Origin of the sequence: Pseudoscardovia suis, assembly GCF_002797875.1 — a bacterium.
In the GTDB taxonomy this organism is placed as follows: Bacteria; Actinomycetota; Actinomycetes; order Actinomycetales; family Bifidobacteriaceae; genus Pseudoscardovia; species Pseudoscardovia suis.
In genome coordinates this window covers 392,753-412,081 of the sequence record NZ_PGFC01000001.1, presented here as the reverse complement: position 1 = coordinate 412,081, position 19,329 = coordinate 392,753, and the positions used below count along the sequence as shown (strand labels likewise).

The window sequence follows — 19,329 nt, the reverse complement described above, 5'->3', positions numbered from 1 at the left end:
TCCGCGTTATCGCCCGCACACGGGCTTGGTACGGCACGGGGCGCCGGCCATGGCGATCGTTCGCCGCCGATTGCCGTCGGCGCGGGATGCGGGACGAAGGCTATCGGATGCCTGCGGCGGCCTTCAGCACCCCAGGGATGTGAGAAAATCTCCATGATTTTTCACGACTTTGCCTCTATTCTAACCGAGGTTATGGTATGATGTGCGTTTGTATGGCTGTTGACCACTTGTAAACACGTCACAAAAAGGAAAATAAATTGGCAAACATCAAGTCCCAGAAGAAGCGCGTTCTCACCAACGAGAAGGCCCACAAGCGTAACGTCGCCGTCAAGTCCGAGCTCAAGACCGCCGTGCGCAAGACCCGCGAGGCCATCGCCGCCGGCGATAAGGAAGCCGCACAGGCCGCTTACGCCGTCGCCGCAAAGAAGCTTGACAAGGCTGCAGGCCGTGGCTTCATCCACAAGAACCAGGCTGCGAACCGCAAGTCCGGTCTCGCCACCGCCATCAACGCTCTGTGAGCCACGCTGATGCAGTCGGCTGCTAGCTGAGCCGCTTCGCACAGCTCCAAGCTGCATGGCTTTCAAGCTGCACAGTCTTAAGCCCCGCACACACGGGGCTTTTTGTTTGCCTGAAAACCGTGCGCCTGCAAAACGTGTGTCCGCAAACCGTGCACCTTGCAAACCGTGCACTCGAAAACCGTTTCGCTGGCGTTGCCATGCCCCATCTCACCGCTGAGAACGACAAAGGCCCTGCCGCTCCCCTCGGAGCAACAGGGCCTTTCGTGTGCACCCGTAAGAACCGACTGCGATGCTGCTATCGTGCGCGATGCCTCACAAGCGGTCTCTCACTCGCGACACCACCTCACATCTTGATGATGCCGAAGGCGTTGAGCACGGAGCTCACCAAGATGATCACGAGGAACACGATGCACAGGTACTTGATGACGAAGTTGTAGACCTTCTTGCGCTTGAACGGCGCGCCATCGTAGGTCACCTCGTCCTCCACGCCCTTGAGCGTGACGGAGCGCAGCACCAGCAGGCAGATGGCGATGGCGGCGATCGGCATCATCACGGAATTGGTGATGAAGTCGAAGAAGTCAAGGAAGTCCATGCCGAGCAGCTTCACTCCCCCGAGCACGTTGAAACCGAGGCTGGAGAGCGTGCCGAGCACGATGTAGATGCCGCTGTAGGTGAGCGTGGCGATTGGACGGCTCATGCCCAGCTCATCCTGGAACGTGGAGACGGCGCTTTCCATCAGCGAAATGGAGCTGGTGAGCGCGGCGAGGAACACAAGCAGGAAGAACACGATGCCGATGGCCATGCCGAAGCCCATGTTGCCGAACACCTTGGGCATCGTGATGAACATGAGCGAGGGGCCTGCCTTGAGGGTCTTGGCGGCGTCCGCGCCGTTGAAGGCGAAGACGGCGGGGATGATCATGAGGCCGGCGAGCACGGCGATGAGCGTATCGAAGAACTCGACCTGCGTGGTGGACTTCTCGATGCTCACGTCACGCTTCATGTAGGAGCCATAGGTGATGAGGATACCCATGGCGCAGGAAAGCGAGTAGAACATCTGCCCGATGGCGGTCACGAAGGTCATCCACGACACGTTCTGCATCTGCGGGATGAAGAAGTACTTGATGCCTTCGACGGCGCCGGGGCGCGTGCAGGAATAGATGCACACGATTACGGAAAGCACCACGAGCAACGGCAGCAGCACCTTGGAGACGCGCTCGACGCCGTTCTGCACGCCGAAGAAGATGACGGCGATCGTGCACACGGCGAACACGAGGAACCAGAATTCCACGGACGTGCCGCTCGAGATGAAGTTCGTGAAGGCGTTGTCGCCACCCAGCTCCTTGACCTCGCCCTGGATGTATGAGAACAGGTAGTAGAGCACCCAGCCGCCGATGACGGAGTAATAGGGGGCGATGAGCATGGGGATGATGGCGTTGATCCAGCCGCCGAAGCTGTGCGCCTTCGTGTTGCCGAAATGGCGGAACGCGCTGACAGGGCTCTTCTTGGTCTTGCGACCGATGACGGTCTCGGACATGATGAGCACGTAGCCGAAGGTATACACGCTGATCAGGTAGACGATGAGGAACACGGCGCCGCCGTATTTTGCGGCGAGGTACGGGAACCTCCAGATGTTGCCCAGGCCGATTGCCGAACCGGCGGCGGCCATCACATAGCCAATCCGGCCGGTGAAGTTCGACCTTTTCTCGCCCTTATCCACGGCTGTGGTTTCGGTGCTTGACATTCTTTCTCTCTTCTCTTGGGGAACGTTGCGTGAGGCTCTCAGCAGCAGGAATTGCGCATGTCGTTGAAAACAGCACGCTGTGATCCGCAGATCCGTATGATTTGCATGATCCGGCATGGTCTGCTATCGGTGCCATCCCACGTCATTCATGCATCCGTGTCATCCGCGCCGGTCTTGTCATTCATGCCATTCATGTGACCGGCGTCATGCGGACTTTTTACGAAAAACAACGCTGGGCGCACTCACGTTCCAGGGCGCCCGACACATGGCGATCGCCTGCTGCGGGCATCCGAATTATGGCGCGGCAACCATGGGTCGCCTCCCCGCGCATTGTGTGCGTTGCCGGAGGCACTGACGCGAAGACTCCCCCACACGCTTTGTGACGCTGGGCGAATGCTTGCGAACCGCTTAACCGCACCCCAACGTAATGCGACACGCCGAGATTGTCAACCATCCAAGCCATTCGTGGACGGCTGCGCGACGAATCGCGGAACGGGAGAGGTCGCCATGCGGGCATGCGGGTCTGCTGAGAAAGCTGCGCAAATGACGCAGTTTCGCAAAACAGTTCGGGCTTCCAACCCGCAAGGCTGGAAGCCCGAACTGCAATGGCTTCACTGAAGTGATTCAGCGTATATATGGTGATTCGGCATCCGTGGCCGCGGCGAAACGGCAACGGTCACGGAAACAAACGCCTAGGCTCACAGAACCTTCCACATCCAGTTGTGCGGATCTTCGATCTCGCCGAGCTGGATGCCGAGCAGCTGGTTGCGCAGCTTCATCGTGTATTCGCCGGACTGGCCGCCGTTGACCTCGACATCGAACTTGTCGGACTTGAAGCGACCGATCGGGGTGATGATGGCTGCGGTGCCGCAGGCGAAGACCTCGGTGACCTCGCCGGACTTGATGTCCTCGATGAGGTCACCGAGCTTGATCATGGTCTCGACCACGTCGCGGCCGTCATCCTGGATGAGCTGGATGAGGGAGCGGCGGGTGACGCCAGGCAGAATGTTGCCGGTCAGGCTCGGGGTCTCGACGTGGCCGTCCTTGTGCACGACCATCATGTTCATGCCGCCAAGCTCCTCAAGGTAGGTCTTGGTGGCGGCGTCGACGAAGCACACCTGCTGGCAGCCATGGTCGATGCCGTTGTATTCGCCGATCAGGGATGCAGCGTAGTTGCCGCCGCACTTGGCGAAGCCGGTGCCGCCGGGGCCGGTGCGGAACCACTTGTCTTCAACCCAGATGCTCACCGGCTTGACGCCGCCTGCGAAGTACGGGCCGGAAGGAGACGCGATGACGCAGTATTCGACTTCCTGCGCCTTGCGCACGCCGAGGAACGGCTCGGAAGCGAACATGAACGGACGCATGTAAAGCGTGTATTCACGACGGCGCGGAACCCACTTGTAATCGCGCTTGATGAGGGCTGCGACGGAACCGATGAAGTCATCGACAGGCAGCTCAGGCAGAGCCAAACGGGTCGCGGAGTTCTGGAAACGCTCGGCGTTTGCATCCGGACGGAAGATCCAGATGGAGCCGTCGGAATGGTAGTAAGCCTTGAGGCCTTCGAAGACTTCCTGCGCGTAGTGCAGCACGGATGCACCCGGGTCGAGCTTGAGCGGACCGTACGGCTCGATGCGACGGTCGCTCCAGCCTTCGCCTGCGGTCCACGTCATGTGGGCCATGTTGTCGGAGAACAGCTGACCGAACTTCGGCTTGTCGATGAGCTCCTCGCGCTTTGCATCAGGCGCTTCGTGGTCATTGGGAAGCACGGTGAACTTGGCTGCAAGCTCGTTCAATGCAGCAGGATCGTGATGAGAATTCTCAGTCATTGCTTCTTCTTTGCTTTGCTCGTAGACGCGGCGACGCCGTTTTGCGGCAATGGTGTGTATTGAATTATCGGGCGCTTGTGGCGCCTCGTGATGATGCTACTCTCTCACACTCCGCATTGCAGTGTGCGGAATGGGTCACATTCTGAAAACCCACGTATCAAAAACGACGAAAGCCCGCGGAACCCCAACGGATTCCACGGGCTTGAGACAATGAGGATTCAACAGCCGGAGTGACCTGCAATCAGCGCAATCGCCCGGACCGGTGAAGCCCAGTCAGCGCTTCAGGCTCAGGCCTTGGCGGCCGGAGCGTCAGCGGCCGGAGCGTCAGCGTCAGCCGGAGCGGCGGTCGTGTCGGCAGCCGGTTCCGGAACGTCCTCTTCCGGCACCTCGACGGTCACCACGGACTCCTCCGGGTTGACGTGCTCAGCGAGCTCAGCGCCCTCGGGGAGCTTGACATCCTTGGCGAACACCTTGTCGCCATCCTGCAGGCCATCCACGGAGACAACGATGCGCTCGGGCAGGTTGGTGACGTCTGCGCGCACAGCGAGCTCCTGGATGTCGACGAATGCGACAGCGGCACCCTTCGGCGTGCCTTCGACGAACACCGGCACCTCGACGGTGATCTTCTCGCCGGCGACGACCTCATAGAAGTCGATGTGCTCGATGATGCGCTTGACAGGGTTGCGCTGCACGTCCTTGACGACGGCGTGCTTGGCCTGGTCGCCGAACTTGATCTGGTACAGGGCGTTGGTGTGACGCAGTGCGTTAGTGGTGTCGCGCATCGGGAGCTCGACGTAGACCGGCTGGTTGCCGCCCGCGTAGATGGTGGCGGGGATGAGGCCGGCGACGCGCATGCGACGTGCCGCGCCCTTGCCGAATTCAGTGCGTTCCTTGCCTTCAAGGACGATTGCTGCCATGATGTGTTCTCCTCACAGCTAGGGTCATGCCCTGGCATACAGCAGATTGGTTAATGTCAACTTGCTTCAACACATCGACGTGTCAAGGATGTGAACGGCGTGAACAGCCGAGAAACTCCAAGCCCAGTCGATAACGGAACCACCCCGGGCTGCATGCCTGGCTGCGATTCCCTCGCCAAAGCGGATGCGCTCTCGCGCAAACAAACAGGAATATACCACACGCCGCCCGTGCAGGCAAATCGGCCGACTCCCCCATCGGCAAATCCGCCTTGGGCTCTGCACGGAGGCTACGCGGCGACGGCATAGAAAAACCGGGACGTGCGGCGGCGCAATCGCCACACGTCCCGGTCGGTTCACCCGGTCGGACTCACAGGTCCCACGCGGGATGCATCAGGCGTCGAGCTCCTTGAGGGCTGCGATGATCTCTTCGAGCTCCTTCTTCGCGTCGCCGAAGAGCATCTGCGTGTTGTCCTGGAAGTACAGCTCATTCTGGATGCCGGCGTAGCCGGTGCCGCGGCCGCGCTTGATGACCACGACGTGCTGAGCCTTGTCGACGTCGAGGATCGGCATGCCGGAGACCGGAGTGCCGGGCTTGCGGGCGGCGGGGTTGGTCACGTCATTGGCGCCCACGACGAGCGCGACGTTGGCCTGCGGGAACTGCGGGTTGATGTCGTCGCGGTCCACGAGCTCCTCGTAAGGCACGTTGGCCTCGGCGAGCAGCACGTTCATGTGGCCAGGCATACGGCCTGCCACCGGGTGGATTGCGTACTGCACCTCGATGCCCTTCTTCTCGAGCATCGCGCCAAGGTCGGCCAGGTCGCGCTGCGCCTGAGCCTGCGCCAGACCGAAGCCAGGCACGAAGATGACCTTCTGCGCGTAAGCCAGCTGCATGGCGACGTCGTCGGCGGAGGTCTCCTTCATCGTGCCCTGCGGGCCGTCGCCGGCAGCGGTAGCGGCGTTGTCACCGCCGAATCCGCCCAGGAGCACGGTGCCCAGCGGGCGGTTCATGGCCTTGGCCATCAGCACGGAAAGCGTCATGCCGGAAGCACCCACGAGGGCGCCGGCGATGATGAGGGCGACATTGTCAAGCGCCAAGCCGGACATTGCCACGGCGGTGCCGGTGCAGGCGTTCAACACGGAGATCACGACAGGCATGTCGGCGCCGCCGATCGGGAACACGAACAGCAGGCCGTAGATGAACGCCAGCGCGAGGGCGACGAGCGCCCACACGGAGCGCTGCGCCGGCTGCACGCACAGCATGACGAACGAGGCGATGGTGGCGACGATCACCAGGATCGTCCAGAACGCCTTGCCGGGGATGTGCGCGGGCTTGCCGGAGAGGATGCGCTGCAGCTTGCCGGCGGCGACAAGCGAGCCGGAGAACGTCACGGAGCCGATGATGATGCCCAGGCCTGCGGTGATGAGCAGGACGAGGTTCACGTCATTGTCGGAGGTGTTCATGATGTCGTTGAGCGCCACGAGCGCGGCTGCGCCGCCGCCCACGGTGTTGAACAGCGACACGAGCTGCGGGAAGTCCGTGGACTTCGTCTTCGTGGCGAGGGCCACGCCGACGACCGCGCCCACCGCGATGCACACGAGCACCACGACGAGGCCGGCGACGTTGACATTGCTGCCGAAAGTGTCGGTCTGGGAATCATAGAAGAAGGCGATGAACGCCGTGATGACGGCGATGACCATGCCCGCGATGGAGACGTGGTTGCCCTTGACGGCCGTCTTCGGGGAGTTCATGTCGTGCAGGCCGCGCACGAAAAGCACTGCGGCGAGCAGGTAGAGGAACCATTCAACGATTTGGAAAACTGTCACTTGTGCTTAACTCCTCTTACTTCTCCGCCTTGGCCGCGTCGGCGTCATCGGACTGCTTGGCGACGGCCTTCTTGGGCTTGAACATCTCCAGCATGCGCTCGGTGACCACGTAGCCGCCGACGACGTTGATGGTGCCCAGCAGCGCGGCGAGGCCGACGAACACGAGGGCGAGCGGCGTATCAGCGTGCGCTGCGACGATGATGACGCCCACGAGCACGATGCCGTGGATGGAGTTGCCGCCGGACATGAGCGGGGTGTGCAGGGTCGCGGGGACCTTGCCGATGACCTCGATGCCGATGAGCAGCGCGAGGATGAACAGCGTGATGGATACAACGATGGCGTTCAAATCAATCACTCCTTGGAGGCCGCGTCAGCGGACGCGGGTTCGGCAGGACGCCCGGCGACGACCATCTTGTCGTCGAGCTCTTCGGACAGGTCGACGGCGAGCTTGCCGTCGCGGATGTAATGGACGAGCACGTCGGCGACGTTGCGCGCCAGAAGGTTCGACGCGGTGGTCGCGACTTCGCTGGACAGCGTGGGCGCGCCGATGATCTGCACGCCGTTGGCGGTCACGATCGTCTGTTCGGGCGCGGAACCCTCGACGTTGCCGCCGAGGTCGGATGCCGCGCAATCGACGACGACGGCGCCGCGCTTGAGGCCGTCGACGCCCGCCTTCGTCAGCAGCACCGGGGGCTTGCGGCCCGGCACCTTGGCGGTGGTGATGATGACGTCGAAGCCCGCGGCCTTGGCGTCAACCGCCGCCTGCTGCTGCGCCTGCTCCTCGGGGGTGAGGGCGCGCGCATAGCCGCCTTCGCCCTGTCCCTTCGAGAAGTCGAGGCCCAGGTCGAGGAACTTGGCGCCCAGCGAGAGCACTTCGTTCTTGGAAGCGGGGCGCACATCGTATGCGGTAACCACCGCGCCGAGGCGGCGTGCGGTCGCGATTGCCTGCAGGCCTGCGATGCCAGCGCCAAGCACGAGCACCTTGGCCGGGCGAATCGTGCCGGCGGCGGTCGTCATCATCGGGAAGAACGATCCGTAGGCGTTGGCTGCCACGAGCGCGGCCTTGTAGCCCATCACGGAGTTCTGGCTGGTCATCTCGTCCATGGACTGCGCCGAGCTGAGCTGGCGGGGCAGCTTCTCGATGGCGACGGCGACGAGGCCATGTGCCTGCAAGGAATCCACATACGCCTGGTCGGTGAACGAACCCAGCATGCCGATGACCCACGAGCCCTTCGGCAGCGCATCGATGAGAGCGGCATCGGGGCGGTCTACGAAACCGAACGCCTGCGCGCCGTCGATGACGGCCTGGCGGTCGACGACCTGCGCGCCCGCCTTCTCGTAATCCTCGTCCGAAAACAGCGCGGCATCGCCTGCGCCCTTCTCGATGAGGCAGCGAACGCCTGACTTCTTCAGGCGCGTCACGATCTCAGGCGTGAGAGCGACTCGCTTCTCATGTTCCGAGGTTTCGTTGAACACGCCATAGGCAACACTCGCCTGTGACTGATCTGCCACTAGATCTCCTCCTTCGGAAAACTCACGCGCCCAAGGCTGCGGGCGCACAAACCCGATGATAACCCATCAGCGTGCACATCGAACAGCCGCAGTCACGGTGCGGACACTCCGCGCGCCACCCCGGGCGTGGTGCCTCGAACGCCGCCTTCCGCCTGTGCTAGTACAATTTGTCAATGACTTGACAAGTCAGGACCTATAGAAGAGGAGATATTCCGTGACTTTCTTCAATTCCATCAAGTCCGCCGCAGCTGGAATGGCCCAGAGAGCTCAGCGACTTGGAAAATACTCCGACGAGACGGCATCGGGCTTCGGCAATGAGGCCGAGGCGGACGACGAGGTGATGTCGCCTGAAGACCTGGCGAAGCTCCCTTGCACGTCATGGTGGGCGCCCGACTACCCCACGACAACGTATATCAGCGAGCAGTCCGGCATGCTCACCGCCACCACGAAGGGCGTGGACGAGATCGACGACGACAAGACCGTCTACAGCCTGTATGAGGACCGTGCGTCGCGCATGCCCGACGATCCGCTTTTCACTTACAAGCACAACGGCGAATGGGTGACGAGCACCGCCGCCGAGACGCTGACCGACATCCGCCGCATCGCGAAGGGCCTCATCCACATCGGCCTGAAGAAGGGCGATGCCGTGGCGTTCATGTGCCACACCAGCTACGAATGGGATGTGTTCGATGCGGCTGTGCTCGCCATCGGCGGCGTGATCGCCACCGTGTATGACACGGATTCCGAAGAGCAGATCCGCAACATCGCCAATAATTCCGATGCGCGCGCGGTCGTTGTCGAGACGCGCGACATGGCAGACAAGTGCGAGGGCATCGAAAAAGACTGCCCCACCGTGCAGCGCGTGGGATGCTTCGAAAATGGCGACCTGGACGCCCTGCGCGCCTACGGCGACGCGATCAGCGACGGCATACTCGACGAACGTATCTCGCAGGTTCACAAGACCGACTTGTGCTCCATCGTGTATACGTCCGGCTCCACCGCGGCGCCCAAGGGCGTGGAGATGACGCATGAGCATTACCTGCAGCTGGCATACAACCTGCAGGCGTTCGTGCCGGACATCGTCAACGACCCGAACGGCTCCATCCTCATGTTCCTGCCCCAGGCGCACACGTTCGCGCGCGCCATCAACTACGGCGTCGTGGGCGCCAGCATGCACGTCTACATCGCCACCGGCATCAAGACGCTCATCGGCGACCTGCAGGTGGCCAAGCCCACCGCGCTCATCGTCGTGCCCCGCGTGCTTGAGAAGGTGTACAACGCTGCATCGCAGAAGGCCGGCCACGGCCCGCAGGGCTATGTGTTCGCCTCCGCCGTCGACACGGCGCGCAAATACATGAAGCAGACCGTGCGCCATGGCAAGCCCGGCCCTGTGCTCGCGGCACACCGTGCGCTGTACGAACCGCTCGTCTATTCGCAGCTCAAGGAGGCACTGGGCGGTCGCATCAAGTGGCTTGTGTGCGGCGGCGCTCCGCTCGATCCCGAGCTTCTGACGTTCTACCGCGGCGCCGGCATCCCGGTCTACGAGGGCTACGGCCTGACCGAGACGACCGCCCCGTGCGCATTCGCCCCGCTGGGCACGCCGTTCCGCCCCGGCAGCGTGGGCGTTCCGTTCCCCGGATTCTCGGTGCGGCTTTCCGAAGAAGGCGAGATTCAGCTGCACGGCCACAGCGTGTTCCACCGCTATCACAAGAACGCCGAGGCGACGAAGGATTCCTTCACCTCCGACGGATGGTTCGCCACCGGCGACCTGGGACGCCTGGACGCGGACGGGTTCCTGTACATCACCGGCCGCAAGAAGGACCTCATCATCACCGCAGGTGGCAAGAACGTCTCCCCCGCCCCCATCGAGGAAGCCATCCAGCGCAGCTCCATCGTGTCTCATGCCTTGGTGCTCGGCGACAAGCGCCCGTTCATTTCGGCACTGATCACGCTCGACCCCGACACCCTCGGCGGCTGGCTTGAGTCGAACGGCCTTGACCCGAACATGCCGATTGACAAGGCGTGCGAGAACGGTGCCGTGCGAGCCGAAGTGCAAAAGTACGTCGACTTGGCGAACGAAGGCGTTTCGCGCGCCGAATCCGTGCGCAAGTTCATCATCGTGCCCGAGGACTTCACCCAGGCCAACGGCTTGATGACCGCGTCGATGAAGGTGATTCGCCCCAAGGTCATCAAGCGCTATTCCAAGCTGCTCGACACGCAGATGTACGTGCCCCGCAAGAAGTAGCCGCAGCAGGTAGCGGCAGACCAACCGCCACTTGGTTTTCCACGCCGGTAACAGCGCCCCGTCGTATTGTGCGACGGGGCGTTTTGTAAGCGCCAATGTCGCGGTTCGCAGTTGGTTCAGGGACGGCAGGTAGAATAATGCACAACCAGCCGGGCGCGGATGTTGCACGGCTGCACCAGCTACTGCCAAGGGAGGCTGACATGAGCTTGAGGAACGGAACAAAACAAGGAACCGTGCGGATCGGAGTGCTCGGCCTCGGCCGCATCGCCCAGCACATGGGCGAAACGCTCAGCGCCATGCACAAGGATCCGCGCTACTCGCAGCTCGTGGAGCCTTATGCCTGCGCCACGAGGAACGATGAGGCACGCGCCCGCAACTATGCCGATACGTTCGGCTTCACGAAAGCATACGGCAGCTACGAGCAGCTGCTCGACGACCCCGAGGTGGACCTCGTCTACATCGCCACGCCTCATGTGTTCCACAAGGATCAGGCGATTGCGGCGATGCAGCACGGCAAGAATGTGCTCGTCGAGAAAGCCTTCACGCTCAACGCACAGCAGGCGCGGCTCGTCATCGAGGAATCGCAGGACACCCGTCTGTTGTGTGCGGAAGCGATTTGGACGCGCTACATGCCCAGCCGCACGTTGCTCGTGCAGGCATTGGAAAGCGGCGTGATCGGCGATGTGGTGCAGATGCATGCCGACCTGTCGTATCCCCTCACCCACAAGCAGCGTCTCGTCGACCCGGCGCTGGGCGGGGGAATCCTGCTGGATTGCGGCATCTATGCACTCAACTTCGGCGGCATGATCTACCCCAATGCGAACGTGACCCGCATGCTCAGCAACGTGGTGATGAGCCCCGAGGGCGTCGACCGCACGTTCCAGGCGTCGGCGGTGCTGAGCAACGGCGTGCTGACATCCAGCTCGGCATCCATGCTGTGCGCATCCCCGCGCCTGGGCATCATCCAGGGCACGAAGGGATACATCATCGTGGGCAATATCAACAACCCCGAATACATCGACGTGTATGCCGCCGACCACACGCTCATCCAGCGCATCACACCGCCCGAGCAGCTCACCGGTTACGAGTATGAGGTCGCGGCCGCGGCACAGGCGGTGCTGGACGGGCGCATCGAATGCGTGCAGATGCCGCATTCGCAGACCATCCACATGCTCGAAGCGATGGACGGCCTGCGCGCGGACTGGGCGATGCGCTACCCCGATGAAAGATAATCGGGACCGAAAATAAGCAGCACCAAAAGAAAAACAGCGCTGAAAGATGAACAGCGCTCAAAGATGACGAATGGCATGCCGTTGCCGTGACTTCGGGGAGCCACCGCAACGGCATGCCACCGCATCAAGAACTCAGCGCATCATGACGTCACTGCATCATGAAACCGAGGCGGTCGAGCTGCTTGGGGTCGGACTGCCAGTTCTTGGCGACCTTGACATAGATGTCAACGTTCGTCTTCATGCCGACAATGCGGTTGATCGGCGTGCGCAGCTTCTTCTTGACGCGCACGATGTGCTCCGCCTTGTGACCGATGACGATGGGCTTTTGCGAAGAACGCTCCACGTACAGCGAAATGGATACGCGCGCCTTCTGTGGGGTCTGCTGGGCTTGCTTATCGCGCGGGGTCTGCTGGACTTGCGATTGCGTCTCCCCTGTCGTCTTGTCTGAATCCGATTCAACGTCGGATTCTTCGCTGTCGGATTCTTCGCTGTCGGATTCTTCGCTGTCGGATTCTTCGCCGTCAGCGTCCTCATCCTCAGCGTCCTCGTCGGGCTCCTCAGGCTGGGGGTAATCGATGGAATCGACGACGACCGCAAGCGAATGCGGCAGCTCGTCGGTGAGTTCCTCCAGCAGCACGCCGCGCACAAGCTCGGCAATCTGGCTTTCCTTGCTTTCCTCACTGATCTGCTCGGTCGGATACAGCTGAGGCCCTTCGGGAATCGTGCCGACGAGCACACGCACCAGTTCGTCCACGTTGTCTTTGTCTTGCGCGGAGACGGGCACGATGTCGGTGAAATTGGCGAATTGGTCAATCTGCATGAGCTTGGTCATGAGTTCGCCGCGGGAGAGCAGATCGATCTTGGTGACGACCGCCACGACCGGCACACGCCACGTCCAGGTGCCGTCATCGTCCTTTTTGGCGAATTCGCTGCGCAAGCGGGAGAGGATACGACGGTCGCCCGGACCGATCTCCTGGTCCGCCGGCAGCAGGAAGGCGATGGAATCGGCATCGGCGAGCGAGGCGTCCACCATGTCGTTGAGCCGCTGGCCCAGCAGCGTGCGCGGACGGTGGATGCCCGGCGTGTCGACGAGCACGATCTGTGCCTGCGGGAGCGTGAGGATGCCGCGAATCACCTTGCGTGTGGTCTCTGGCCTGCTGGAGGTGATGGCGACCTGCGTGCCCAGCAGCGCGTTCATCAACGTGGACTTGCCCACATTCGGGCGGCCGACCACCGCCACGAAGCCGGAACGGTGCGGTTGCGAACCGACCTGGGCTGCGGATGCGCCACCGGTTTCGAAACCAGGCTGCGGGGTGTTGTTGTCTTCGGTTGCGTCAGTCACGCGTGTCCTCGTCTTTCCGTTCGGTGTTCCTATGGTCGCCGCTGTTGCGGTCGGCTTCGTTCCTGTCGTTGTTGTGTATGGTGCGCAATGCGTCTGAGAGCTGTGCGTCCTCGTCTTCATTGGCATTATCCGCCCTACCGTCGAATTCGTCGCCTGCGGGCTCCACGAGGATCGTCGACACTTTCTTGCGCCGACCTGCGGAATCCACTGCGGTCAGGCGCAGGCCTCGCGTCACCGCGGACGAACCGACGAGCGGCACGCGCCCCAGGGCTTTCGTGAGCAACCCGTAGACGGTGTCGACGTCGTCTTCATCAAGGTCGATTTCGAAGAGTTCCTCGATGTCTGACAGCGGCGTGCGGGCGGGCACCTTCCACGTGCGGTCCCCGACCTTCACCGGGTCGGCGTGCTGCGTGCGGTCATGCTCGTCCTCGAGTTCGCCCACGATTTGCTCGATCGTGTCCTCGATGGTGACGAGGCCGGCGATGCCACCGTATTCGTCGACGACCACGGCGATATGCTGCCTGCTGCGCTGCATCTGGTGGAACAGGTCATCCACCGCCTTCGTCTCAGGCACGAGCATCGGTTCGCGTGCAATGGAGTCGACGCTGCGGGTCGCCGCCTGCGGGTTGAAGGTGACGGCGCGCACCGCATCCTTCATGTAGGCCATGCCGACGAGATCATCGACGGATTCACCGATGATGGGCACACGTGAGAATCCGGAGCGTGAGAACAGCTTGAGGGCTGATTGCAGCGTCTGGTCGCGGTCGATGCAGATCATGTCGGTGCGCGGCACCATGATTTCGCGCGTAAGCGTGTCGGACAGCGTCAGCACGTTGCGCAACATCTCGGAAATCTCAGGATCCATGTCGCTGGTCTCGGCGAGGCGATCGATCGTCGCCTTGCTTTGCTCCAGCTGGAGCTTCTCAAGCTCCTCGTCGTCCGAGAGCTCCTGCACATGGTGTTTCGTATGCCGGTCCCTGGCGAACGGGGCGAGTGTCACGGCGATGCGTGCCAGCCGCGAATACCGCAGCAGGCATTGCAATGGCTGCGCCGCGCCCATCGAACGGGGGCGAACCTTGACGGTGACGATGCCGAACAGCAGCGCGAACACGACGCCGCTGAGCACCTCCACCCACAACGGCGCCCCGCACAGCCCGGCGATGACCGCCACGAGGGTGCCGGTGATGATGTTGCACAACACACGGAAGAACGTGCAGGCGCCGCCTGTTGCGTAACGGTCGTCGATGAGGCGCTGCACGTGGTGGATGCGGTCGATGTGCTTCATGCGCGTGAACTGCGTCTCGTCGGACGTCTGTTCCTCAAGGATGAGGTTGTTGAGGCTGGCGCGCGTGACCTGGCCGACGGCGGATTCCACGGACGCCATGATGAGCGACAGCCATGCCAGCACAATGACGACAAGCGCGATCGCCACGATGATGGCGATGTCATAAGCCTCCAACGGATGCATGACTACGCCTCGTCCTTGTGATCGCGATCGTATTTCGCCAGAAGGTCGGGCGCCCCCGGCGGCAGCGTGACATCGGTGGTGAGGCCGGGCCTCATCGCCAGGAATGTGAGCAGCAGCTGGCGTTGCAATCCGAACATCTGCCGTTCCTGCTGCGGCGTCGTGTGGTCGTAGCCAAGCAGGTGGAGCGTGCCGTGGATCTGCAACAGCATCATCTCCTCGAGCGTGCTGTGGCCGGCGGCCTGCGCTTGCTGGCGCGCCACATAAGGGCACAGCACGATGTCGCCAAGCACGCCTTCGGGGCGGTTGTCGCTGTCGCCCGGCCGCAGCTCATCCATCGGGAAGCTCATGACGTCGGTGGGGCCTTTCAGGCTCATCCACCGCATGTGCAGTTCCGCCATCGACTCCGGGTCGTTGAAGATGACCGTGAGGTCGGACTGTGTGCTCACGCACATCTGGTCCATCGTCCACACCGCAAGGTCTGAGAACAGCTTGGGGTCGATGACCCATTCGGTTTCGTTCAATACGTCGACGCTCATCGACTGCCTTCCTTCGCATGGCGTTCCTTCTGGGAAGCCGCATACGAATCATAGGCGCGCACGATCTTGCCCACCAAGGCGTGGCGCACCACATCGCGGGTGTCGAGATGCACGAACGCGATGTCGTCGATGCCTCCGAGCACGTCTTCGATTCGGGCAAGGCCGGACTGGCGCACTTCGAAATCCACCTGCGTGATGTCGCCGGTGACGACCATGCGCGTGTTGAAACCCAAACGGGTGAGGAACATCTTCATCTGCTGCGCCGTCGTGTTCTGTGCCTCGTCCAAGATCACATACGCGTCGTTGAGTGTGCGGCCACGCATATAGGCGAGCGGCGCGACTTCGATGGTGCCATCCGTCAGGTATTTGTGCACGCGTTCGCCGCCGATCATGTCGGAGAGAGCATCGTACAGCGGGCGCAGATAGGGATCGACCTTGTCGGAGAGCGTGCCGGGAAGGAATCCGAGCTTCTCCCCTGCCTCCACCGCGGGGCGTGTGAGGATGATGCGGCGCACCTCGCCGTCTTCGAAGGCGCGCACCGCCTTCGCCACCGCGAGATACGTCTTGCCTGTGCCAGCGGGGCCAATGGCGAACGTGATCGTATGGGTCTCGATGGCGTTCACATACGCCACTTGGCCGGCGGTCTTGGGGCGCACCGGCACGCCGCGCGCCATGGCGATGACGCCGGGGACCCTCATGCGACGGGAGCCGTCGAATTCGCCCGACCATGCGGACGACGTGTCGCCGACGGCGATCGTTGCCGTCTTCCCGCTGGCATGTCCTTGGCGTCCGGCGCGCTCATGGTCGGAGCGGGTGCCGCCCACCGGTTGCACTGACCTGTCGGCCGGCACCGTGGGGTCGGTCACGTATGGGCTTTCCAACAGCTGCGCGACCTCAGCGGCATCCAAAGGCGCGGTGTATGCGGCGTCGATGATGCGATCGATGATCGTCTGTGCCTTGATGGCATCCGCCTCCGTCTGCTTGGAACGCGACATGATGGCGATGCGATTGCCCCTGACGATGATCGTGAGTGCGGGGAACGCATCCTCCACTTGGCGGATGATCTGGTCGGCTGGCCCGCAGACGACAACAGGGTCCAGCTCCGCGGGAATGGTGATGGTGCGTGTGGAAGTAGCCACAGGTTCCTTTCTGGAAATCCGGAAATCTGGAAAATCAAATGACGTTCGGAATGTTTGACGCAACCCAAAACAGGAGGTCAGACCGTCGGATGGCGGACCAGGCGACTGGATGGCAGGGCAAACAGCAGGCAGGGCGACTGATGGCGCCGGAGCCTTCGCTTGAGCCAGCCAGCGGCAGCCCGGGCACTGCAGGTCTTAGGCGAGTGCCGCGGCGACCTTGGCGGCGTCCGCCTTGCCGCCCAGCACATGGGCGTGGCAGTGGAACACCGTCTGCCCCGCCGCTTCACCGGTGTTGAACAGCAGGTGGAACGCGCCGTCGGACTGCTCGTCGGCGATCTTCTGCGCCACTTCGATGATGTGTGCGATGAGCGTGGGGTCAGCCTTGGCGACGGCGGCGGCGTTCGGATAATGATCCTTGGGAATCACCAGCACATGCACTTCGCTCACCGGATTGATGTCCTTGAACGCGTAAACCGTATCGTCCTCGTAGACCTTCGTGCTGGGGATCGTACCGGCAGCGATCTTGCAAAACAGGCAATCGGCGTCTTGTGCCATGGTGTGCTCCTTTGTGATTCTTGTGGTTGTGGGTAGGCGGCTACGGTCCATCGGCCTTGGATGCCGGTGACTGTGCGCATTACCTTCCGGATGGGGCGGCGCACGCCACCCGTTCCGTGTCTGATTCCATCTTAAGCCGTGCTCAGTACCTGCCGATGGCATGGCTGAGCAGGGTGAGCGCCACCGGACCTGCCGTCGAAGCGCGTAGGATCGTGGTGCCGATGACACAGCTTGCGGCGCCCGCTTGCACGAAGGCAGCGACCTCCTCGTCCGCGATGCCGCCTTCCGGCCCCACGACGACCCAGACCGTGGGACCGGCGGTCGCGGACGCGGATTGCGCCCGTACCGTCTGTGTCGCCGTTGCCGCCATTTGCGCGGCTTTCTGCTCGATGTGCCCCCACGTATCCGTGGCATCCTGATGGAGCACGATCACCATGTCGCCGCGCTTCGTCGCCTCGCCAATCCAGGCATTGAGCTGCCTTGTGGTGTGCAAGCCCTCCAGCTGTGGCATATACGCGCGGCGGGACTGCTCGGTCGCCGCGACGAGCACATCCTCCCACTTGGCAAGAGCTTTCGATGCTTTCGACCCCTTCCACTGCACAATGGATCGGTTCGCCTGCCATGGCATCACCGCATCCACGCCAATCTCGGTGGATGTCTCGATGGCCTGCTCGTCACGCCCGCCTTTTGCAAGCGCCTGGATGAGGCCGAGCCGCACTGCGGGTTGAGGCTCATGCTCCACCTCGGTCACCGTGGCAAGCGCCGCCTCGGAATCGTCCACGCGCAGCGTGACGCGCAGGCCCCTGCCATCGGTCAGTTGGAATTCGTCGCCGGCGGCGAGGCGCATCGCTTTGAACGCGTGGCGTTGCACGGAAGCAGGAAGCTGGGGACGCGAACCGACCGAAAACGCCGGGCTCGCCGACATGGCGGCGGATGTTGCACAAGCCGGCGCGGAAAAAGCGTCACGAAGCACGAAAACAGGAAGCGTCATGCCATTCAGGGTAGCACCGTGCTCTGCGTCGTCGCGCTGTGTACGTATGCGCTGTGGACGTATGTGCGTTTGCCCAATGTGCGCACCAGTGTCGCATTGCCGCCCACGACGATCGGCGGCCTGGAGCCCTGGGGCAGATACGACTCACGCTCCTCGGGGTCGCCCATCGCCCATATGGTGTCGCCGGACTGCGTCCCGAGCTTGGCCAGATAGCCGCATCCGCAATACGCATCCTTCGAAAACAATGGAACGACCACAATATCAAGGACTTGCGCGGATTCGTCCTGATGCAGACGGGGCTTGCCCACGCCACGCGTTGTGTTCTGCGCATGGCCGTAGCGCAGAACATACGTGATCGAGCTCGCAAGAAACACCATGAGGAAGAATGCCACGAACGGCCATGAACTCGGAATCGTCAGCTTCATCCAGGGGATAAGCTCTTGCGTTTGCGATATCGGCTGGAACCTGGCCCCGCCGAGCGTCAACATGAACGCGAGAGCGGATACCCCCATAATCGCCCCAAGCACACGGGCATTATGGGTCCATTCCCGTGCCACCTTCCCGTCATTCGCATCCTGCGGCTGCGACGAGGCGCCGAACGCCCTGTAGCCATCCATTCCGCTCGTCGCATAGCGTTCGCCCCATTCGGCATGACGCCACAGGCTGCCAAAAGAACGCGGGTCCTGATAATCGTCGGCTCCCGACACGTGATGCAGACGACTGCCGCCCGGCACGCCCGGCACAGTGCCAGGCATGGACACGTTGAAATCCCGATAGGTAAAAATCATGCGGATGCGGATGTCATCGGTGCTGTCCCTGTCCGCATACTCCACCACGACAGCGTTGCCAAGCGCAAGGTCACGTGCGGAATACGTCACGCCGCCGGACCACACACGCACCTGCCGACCGTGCACGTCCGTGAAGGCCACAAGGAAGTAATGAAGCCACTCCCAGTCGTCAGTGCTGCTGTCCGCGCCATGGGAAATCTCGCAGCGCAGCGCGTTGGAATCCACGACAATGCCCTTGGCGTACTTGAGATTCTCATGGAGAACCCTGCCATACACGCCGCCCGCTCCCATGTTCAACCGGGCGATGCGCCCGTCCAGGTTGATGGCAGCTGCCAGCGACTCATCGTTCCCTTGGCCACCCCATTCGGAGGAGCTTAGCGCAGGAGCACTGGTAACAGAGGTACCAGAAACAGAAGCGCCAGAAAAATAAGAACTCTCCATATCACTCATTGCTTCATTGTTGCACGTTTCTCCGATTGGTACAACCGTGCCCACGAACGGCTTGTGGATCCACGATGAACAGATGATGAAGCACGAAGAGAAGGAAGCACGAGAAAAGAAAAGACCTTCGATTTCTCGAAGGCCTTTTAATCGTGTCCGGAGCGGGACTTGAACCCGCACGACCGTTTAAAAATAGTCACTAGCACCTCAAGCTAGCGCGTCTACCATTCCGCCACCCGGACATCTTCAGTTAT

At 62.1% G+C, this 19,329-nt stretch carries 16 protein-coding genes and 1 tRNA gene; 3 read left to right on the top strand and 14 right to left on the bottom strand.

Going from position 1 to position 19,329, the window contains the following annotated elements; all coding sequences use genetic code 11:
* Nucleotides 1-257: 257 nt before the first annotated feature.
* On the top strand, nucleotides 258-518 hold the full coding sequence (rpsT, locus tag CLV65_RS01560; RefSeq protein ID WP_094691635.1) for a 30S ribosomal protein S20: 261 nt from the start codon (nucleotides 258-260) through the stop codon (nucleotides 516-518).
* 343 nt (nucleotides 519-861) lie between these two features.
* Here the strand turns inward: rpsT and CLV65_RS01555 are convergent, their stop codons facing one another.
* The 6 genes from CLV65_RS01555 to CLV65_RS01530 all read right to left on the bottom strand — a co-directional run bounded on the left by CLV65_RS01555 (nucleotide 862) and on the right by CLV65_RS01530 (nucleotide 8,338).
* Nucleotides 862-2,259 carry a sodium-dependent transporter gene (locus CLV65_RS01555; protein WP_211278433.1) on the bottom strand — a complete coding sequence of 466 codons (1,398 nt, stop codon included), beginning with the start codon at nucleotides 2,257-2,259 and terminating at the stop codon, nucleotides 862-864.
* Nucleotides 2,260-2,957: 698 nt separating this feature from the next.
* On the bottom strand, nucleotides 2,958-4,085 hold the full coding sequence (locus CLV65_RS01550; RefSeq protein ID WP_094691634.1) for a branched-chain amino acid aminotransferase: 1,128 nt from the start codon (nucleotides 4,083-4,085) through the stop codon (nucleotides 2,958-2,960).
* Between the two features lie 287 nt (nucleotides 4,086-4,372).
* A complete protein-coding gene (locus tag CLV65_RS01545) occupies nucleotides 4,373-5,002 on the bottom strand; it encodes a 50S ribosomal protein L25/general stress protein Ctc (protein WP_094691633.1) in 630 nt (209 codons plus the stop codon).
* 390 nt (nucleotides 5,003-5,392) lie between these two features.
* On the bottom strand, nucleotides 5,393-6,751 hold the full coding sequence (locus CLV65_RS01540) for an NAD(P)(+) transhydrogenase (Re/Si-specific) subunit beta (RefSeq protein ID WP_420848426.1): 1,359 nt from the start codon (nucleotides 6,749-6,751) through the stop codon (nucleotides 5,393-5,395).
* Nucleotides 6,752-6,842: 91 nt separating this feature from the next.
* A complete protein-coding gene (locus CLV65_RS01535) occupies nucleotides 6,843-7,172 on the bottom strand; it encodes an NAD(P) transhydrogenase subunit alpha part 2 (protein WP_094691631.1) in 330 nt (109 codons plus the stop codon).
* A 5-nt stretch (nucleotides 7,173-7,177) separates the two neighbouring features.
* Nucleotides 7,178-8,338, bottom strand: coding sequence for an NAD(P) transhydrogenase subunit alpha (locus tag CLV65_RS01530; RefSeq protein WP_094691630.1), 1,161 nt, complete (start codon nucleotides 8,336-8,338; stop codon nucleotides 7,178-7,180).
* 214 nt (nucleotides 8,339-8,552) lie between these two features.
* Between CLV65_RS01530 and CLV65_RS01525 the strand changes: the two genes are divergently transcribed.
* Both CLV65_RS01525 and CLV65_RS01520 read left to right on the top strand, forming a co-directional pair.
* Nucleotides 8,553-10,583, top strand: a complete 2,031-nt coding sequence (locus CLV65_RS01525) for an AMP-dependent synthetase/ligase (RefSeq protein ID WP_420848413.1) — start codon at nucleotides 8,553-8,555, stop codon at nucleotides 10,581-10,583.
* Nucleotides 10,584-10,783: 200 nt separating this feature from the next.
* A complete protein-coding gene (locus CLV65_RS01520) occupies nucleotides 10,784-11,815 on the top strand; it encodes a Gfo/Idh/MocA family protein (RefSeq protein WP_094691629.1) in 1,032 nt (343 codons plus the stop codon).
* Nucleotides 11,816-11,963: 148 nt separating this feature from the next.
* Here the strand turns inward: CLV65_RS01520 and era are convergent, their stop codons facing one another.
* The 8 genes from era to CLV65_RS01480 all read right to left on the bottom strand — a co-directional run bounded on the left by era (nucleotide 11,964) and on the right by CLV65_RS01480 (nucleotide 19,317).
* On the bottom strand, nucleotides 11,964-13,157 hold the full coding sequence (era, locus tag CLV65_RS08980; protein WP_244569191.1) for a GTPase Era: 1,194 nt from the start codon (nucleotides 13,155-13,157) through the stop codon (nucleotides 11,964-11,966).
* Nucleotides 13,150-14,625, bottom strand: coding sequence for a hemolysin family protein (locus CLV65_RS01510; protein ID WP_094691628.1), 1,476 nt, complete (start codon nucleotides 14,623-14,625; stop codon nucleotides 13,150-13,152). The genes era and CLV65_RS01510 overlap by 8 nt, the downstream gene beginning before the upstream one ends.
* Nucleotides 14,626-14,627: 2 nt before the next feature.
* Nucleotides 14,628-15,161: an rRNA maturation RNase YbeY gene (gene ybeY, locus CLV65_RS01505; protein WP_094691627.1), complete on the bottom strand. Its 534-nt coding sequence runs from the start codon at nucleotides 15,159-15,161 to the stop codon at nucleotides 14,628-14,630.
* The gene (locus tag CLV65_RS01500) at nucleotides 15,158-16,300 is read right to left on the bottom strand and encodes a PhoH family protein (RefSeq protein WP_094691626.1); all 1,143 of its coding nucleotides are present in this window, start codon (nucleotides 16,298-16,300) and stop codon (nucleotides 15,158-15,160) included. The genes ybeY and CLV65_RS01500 overlap by 4 nt, the downstream gene beginning before the upstream one ends.
* 195 nt (nucleotides 16,301-16,495) lie before the next feature.
* Nucleotides 16,496-16,855 carry a histidine triad nucleotide-binding protein gene (locus CLV65_RS01495; RefSeq protein ID WP_094691625.1) on the bottom strand — a complete coding sequence of 120 codons (360 nt, stop codon included), beginning with the start codon at nucleotides 16,853-16,855 and terminating at the stop codon, nucleotides 16,496-16,498.
* Nucleotides 16,856-16,997: 142 nt separating this feature from the next.
* The gene (locus CLV65_RS01490; RefSeq protein WP_094691832.1) at nucleotides 16,998-17,780 is read right to left on the bottom strand and encodes a 16S rRNA (uracil(1498)-N(3))-methyltransferase; all 783 of its coding nucleotides are present in this window, start codon (nucleotides 17,778-17,780) and stop codon (nucleotides 16,998-17,000) included.
* Nucleotides 17,781-17,851: 71 nt separating this feature from the next.
* Entirely contained in the window at nucleotides 17,852-19,075 is a 1,224-nt protein-coding gene (locus CLV65_RS01485) for a hypothetical protein (RefSeq protein WP_094691624.1), read from the bottom strand.
* Nucleotides 19,076-19,228: 153 nt separating this feature from the next.
* Nucleotides 19,229-19,317 (bottom strand) — tRNA-Leu (locus tag CLV65_RS01480).
* Nucleotides 19,318-19,329: the final 12 nt, after the last annotated feature.

Excerpts from the sequence above, each read along its gene's own strand:
- CLV65_RS01510 (WP_094691628.1), bottom strand. The coding sequence starts at position 14,625 with ATGCATCCGTTGGAGGCTTATGACATCGCCATCATCGTGGCGATCGCG.
- CLV65_RS01545 (WP_094691633.1), bottom strand. The coding sequence starts at position 5,002 with ATGGCAGCAATCGTCCTTGAAGGCAAGGAACGCACTGAATTCGGCAAG.
- ybeY (WP_094691627.1), bottom strand. The coding sequence starts at position 15,161 with ATGAGCGTCGACGTATTGAACGAAACCGAATGGGTCATCGACCCCAAG.
- CLV65_RS01490 (WP_094691832.1), bottom strand. The coding sequence starts at position 17,780 with ATGTCGGCGAGCCCGGCGTTTTCGGTCGGTTCGCGTCCCCAGCTTCCT.
- CLV65_RS01485 (WP_094691624.1), bottom strand. The coding sequence starts at position 19,075 with ATGGAGAGTTCTTATTTTTCTGGCGCTTCTGTTTCTGGTACCTCTGTT.
- CLV65_RS01520 (WP_094691629.1), top strand. The coding sequence starts at position 10,784 with ATGAGCTTGAGGAACGGAACAAAACAAGGAACCGTGCGGATCGGAGTG.
- CLV65_RS01540 (WP_420848426.1), bottom strand. The coding sequence starts at position 6,751 with ATGAACTCCCCGAAGACGGCCGTCAAGGGCAACCACGTCTCCATCGCG.
- CLV65_RS01555 (WP_211278433.1), bottom strand. The coding sequence starts at position 2,259 with ATGTCAAGCACCGAAACCACAGCCGTGGATAAGGGCGAGAAAAGGTCG.
- CLV65_RS01495 (WP_094691625.1), bottom strand. The coding sequence starts at position 16,855 with ATGGCACAAGACGCCGATTGCCTGTTTTGCAAGATCGCTGCCGGTACG.
- CLV65_RS01550 (WP_094691634.1), bottom strand. The coding sequence starts at position 4,085 with ATGACTGAGAATTCTCATCACGATCCTGCTGCATTGAACGAGCTTGCA.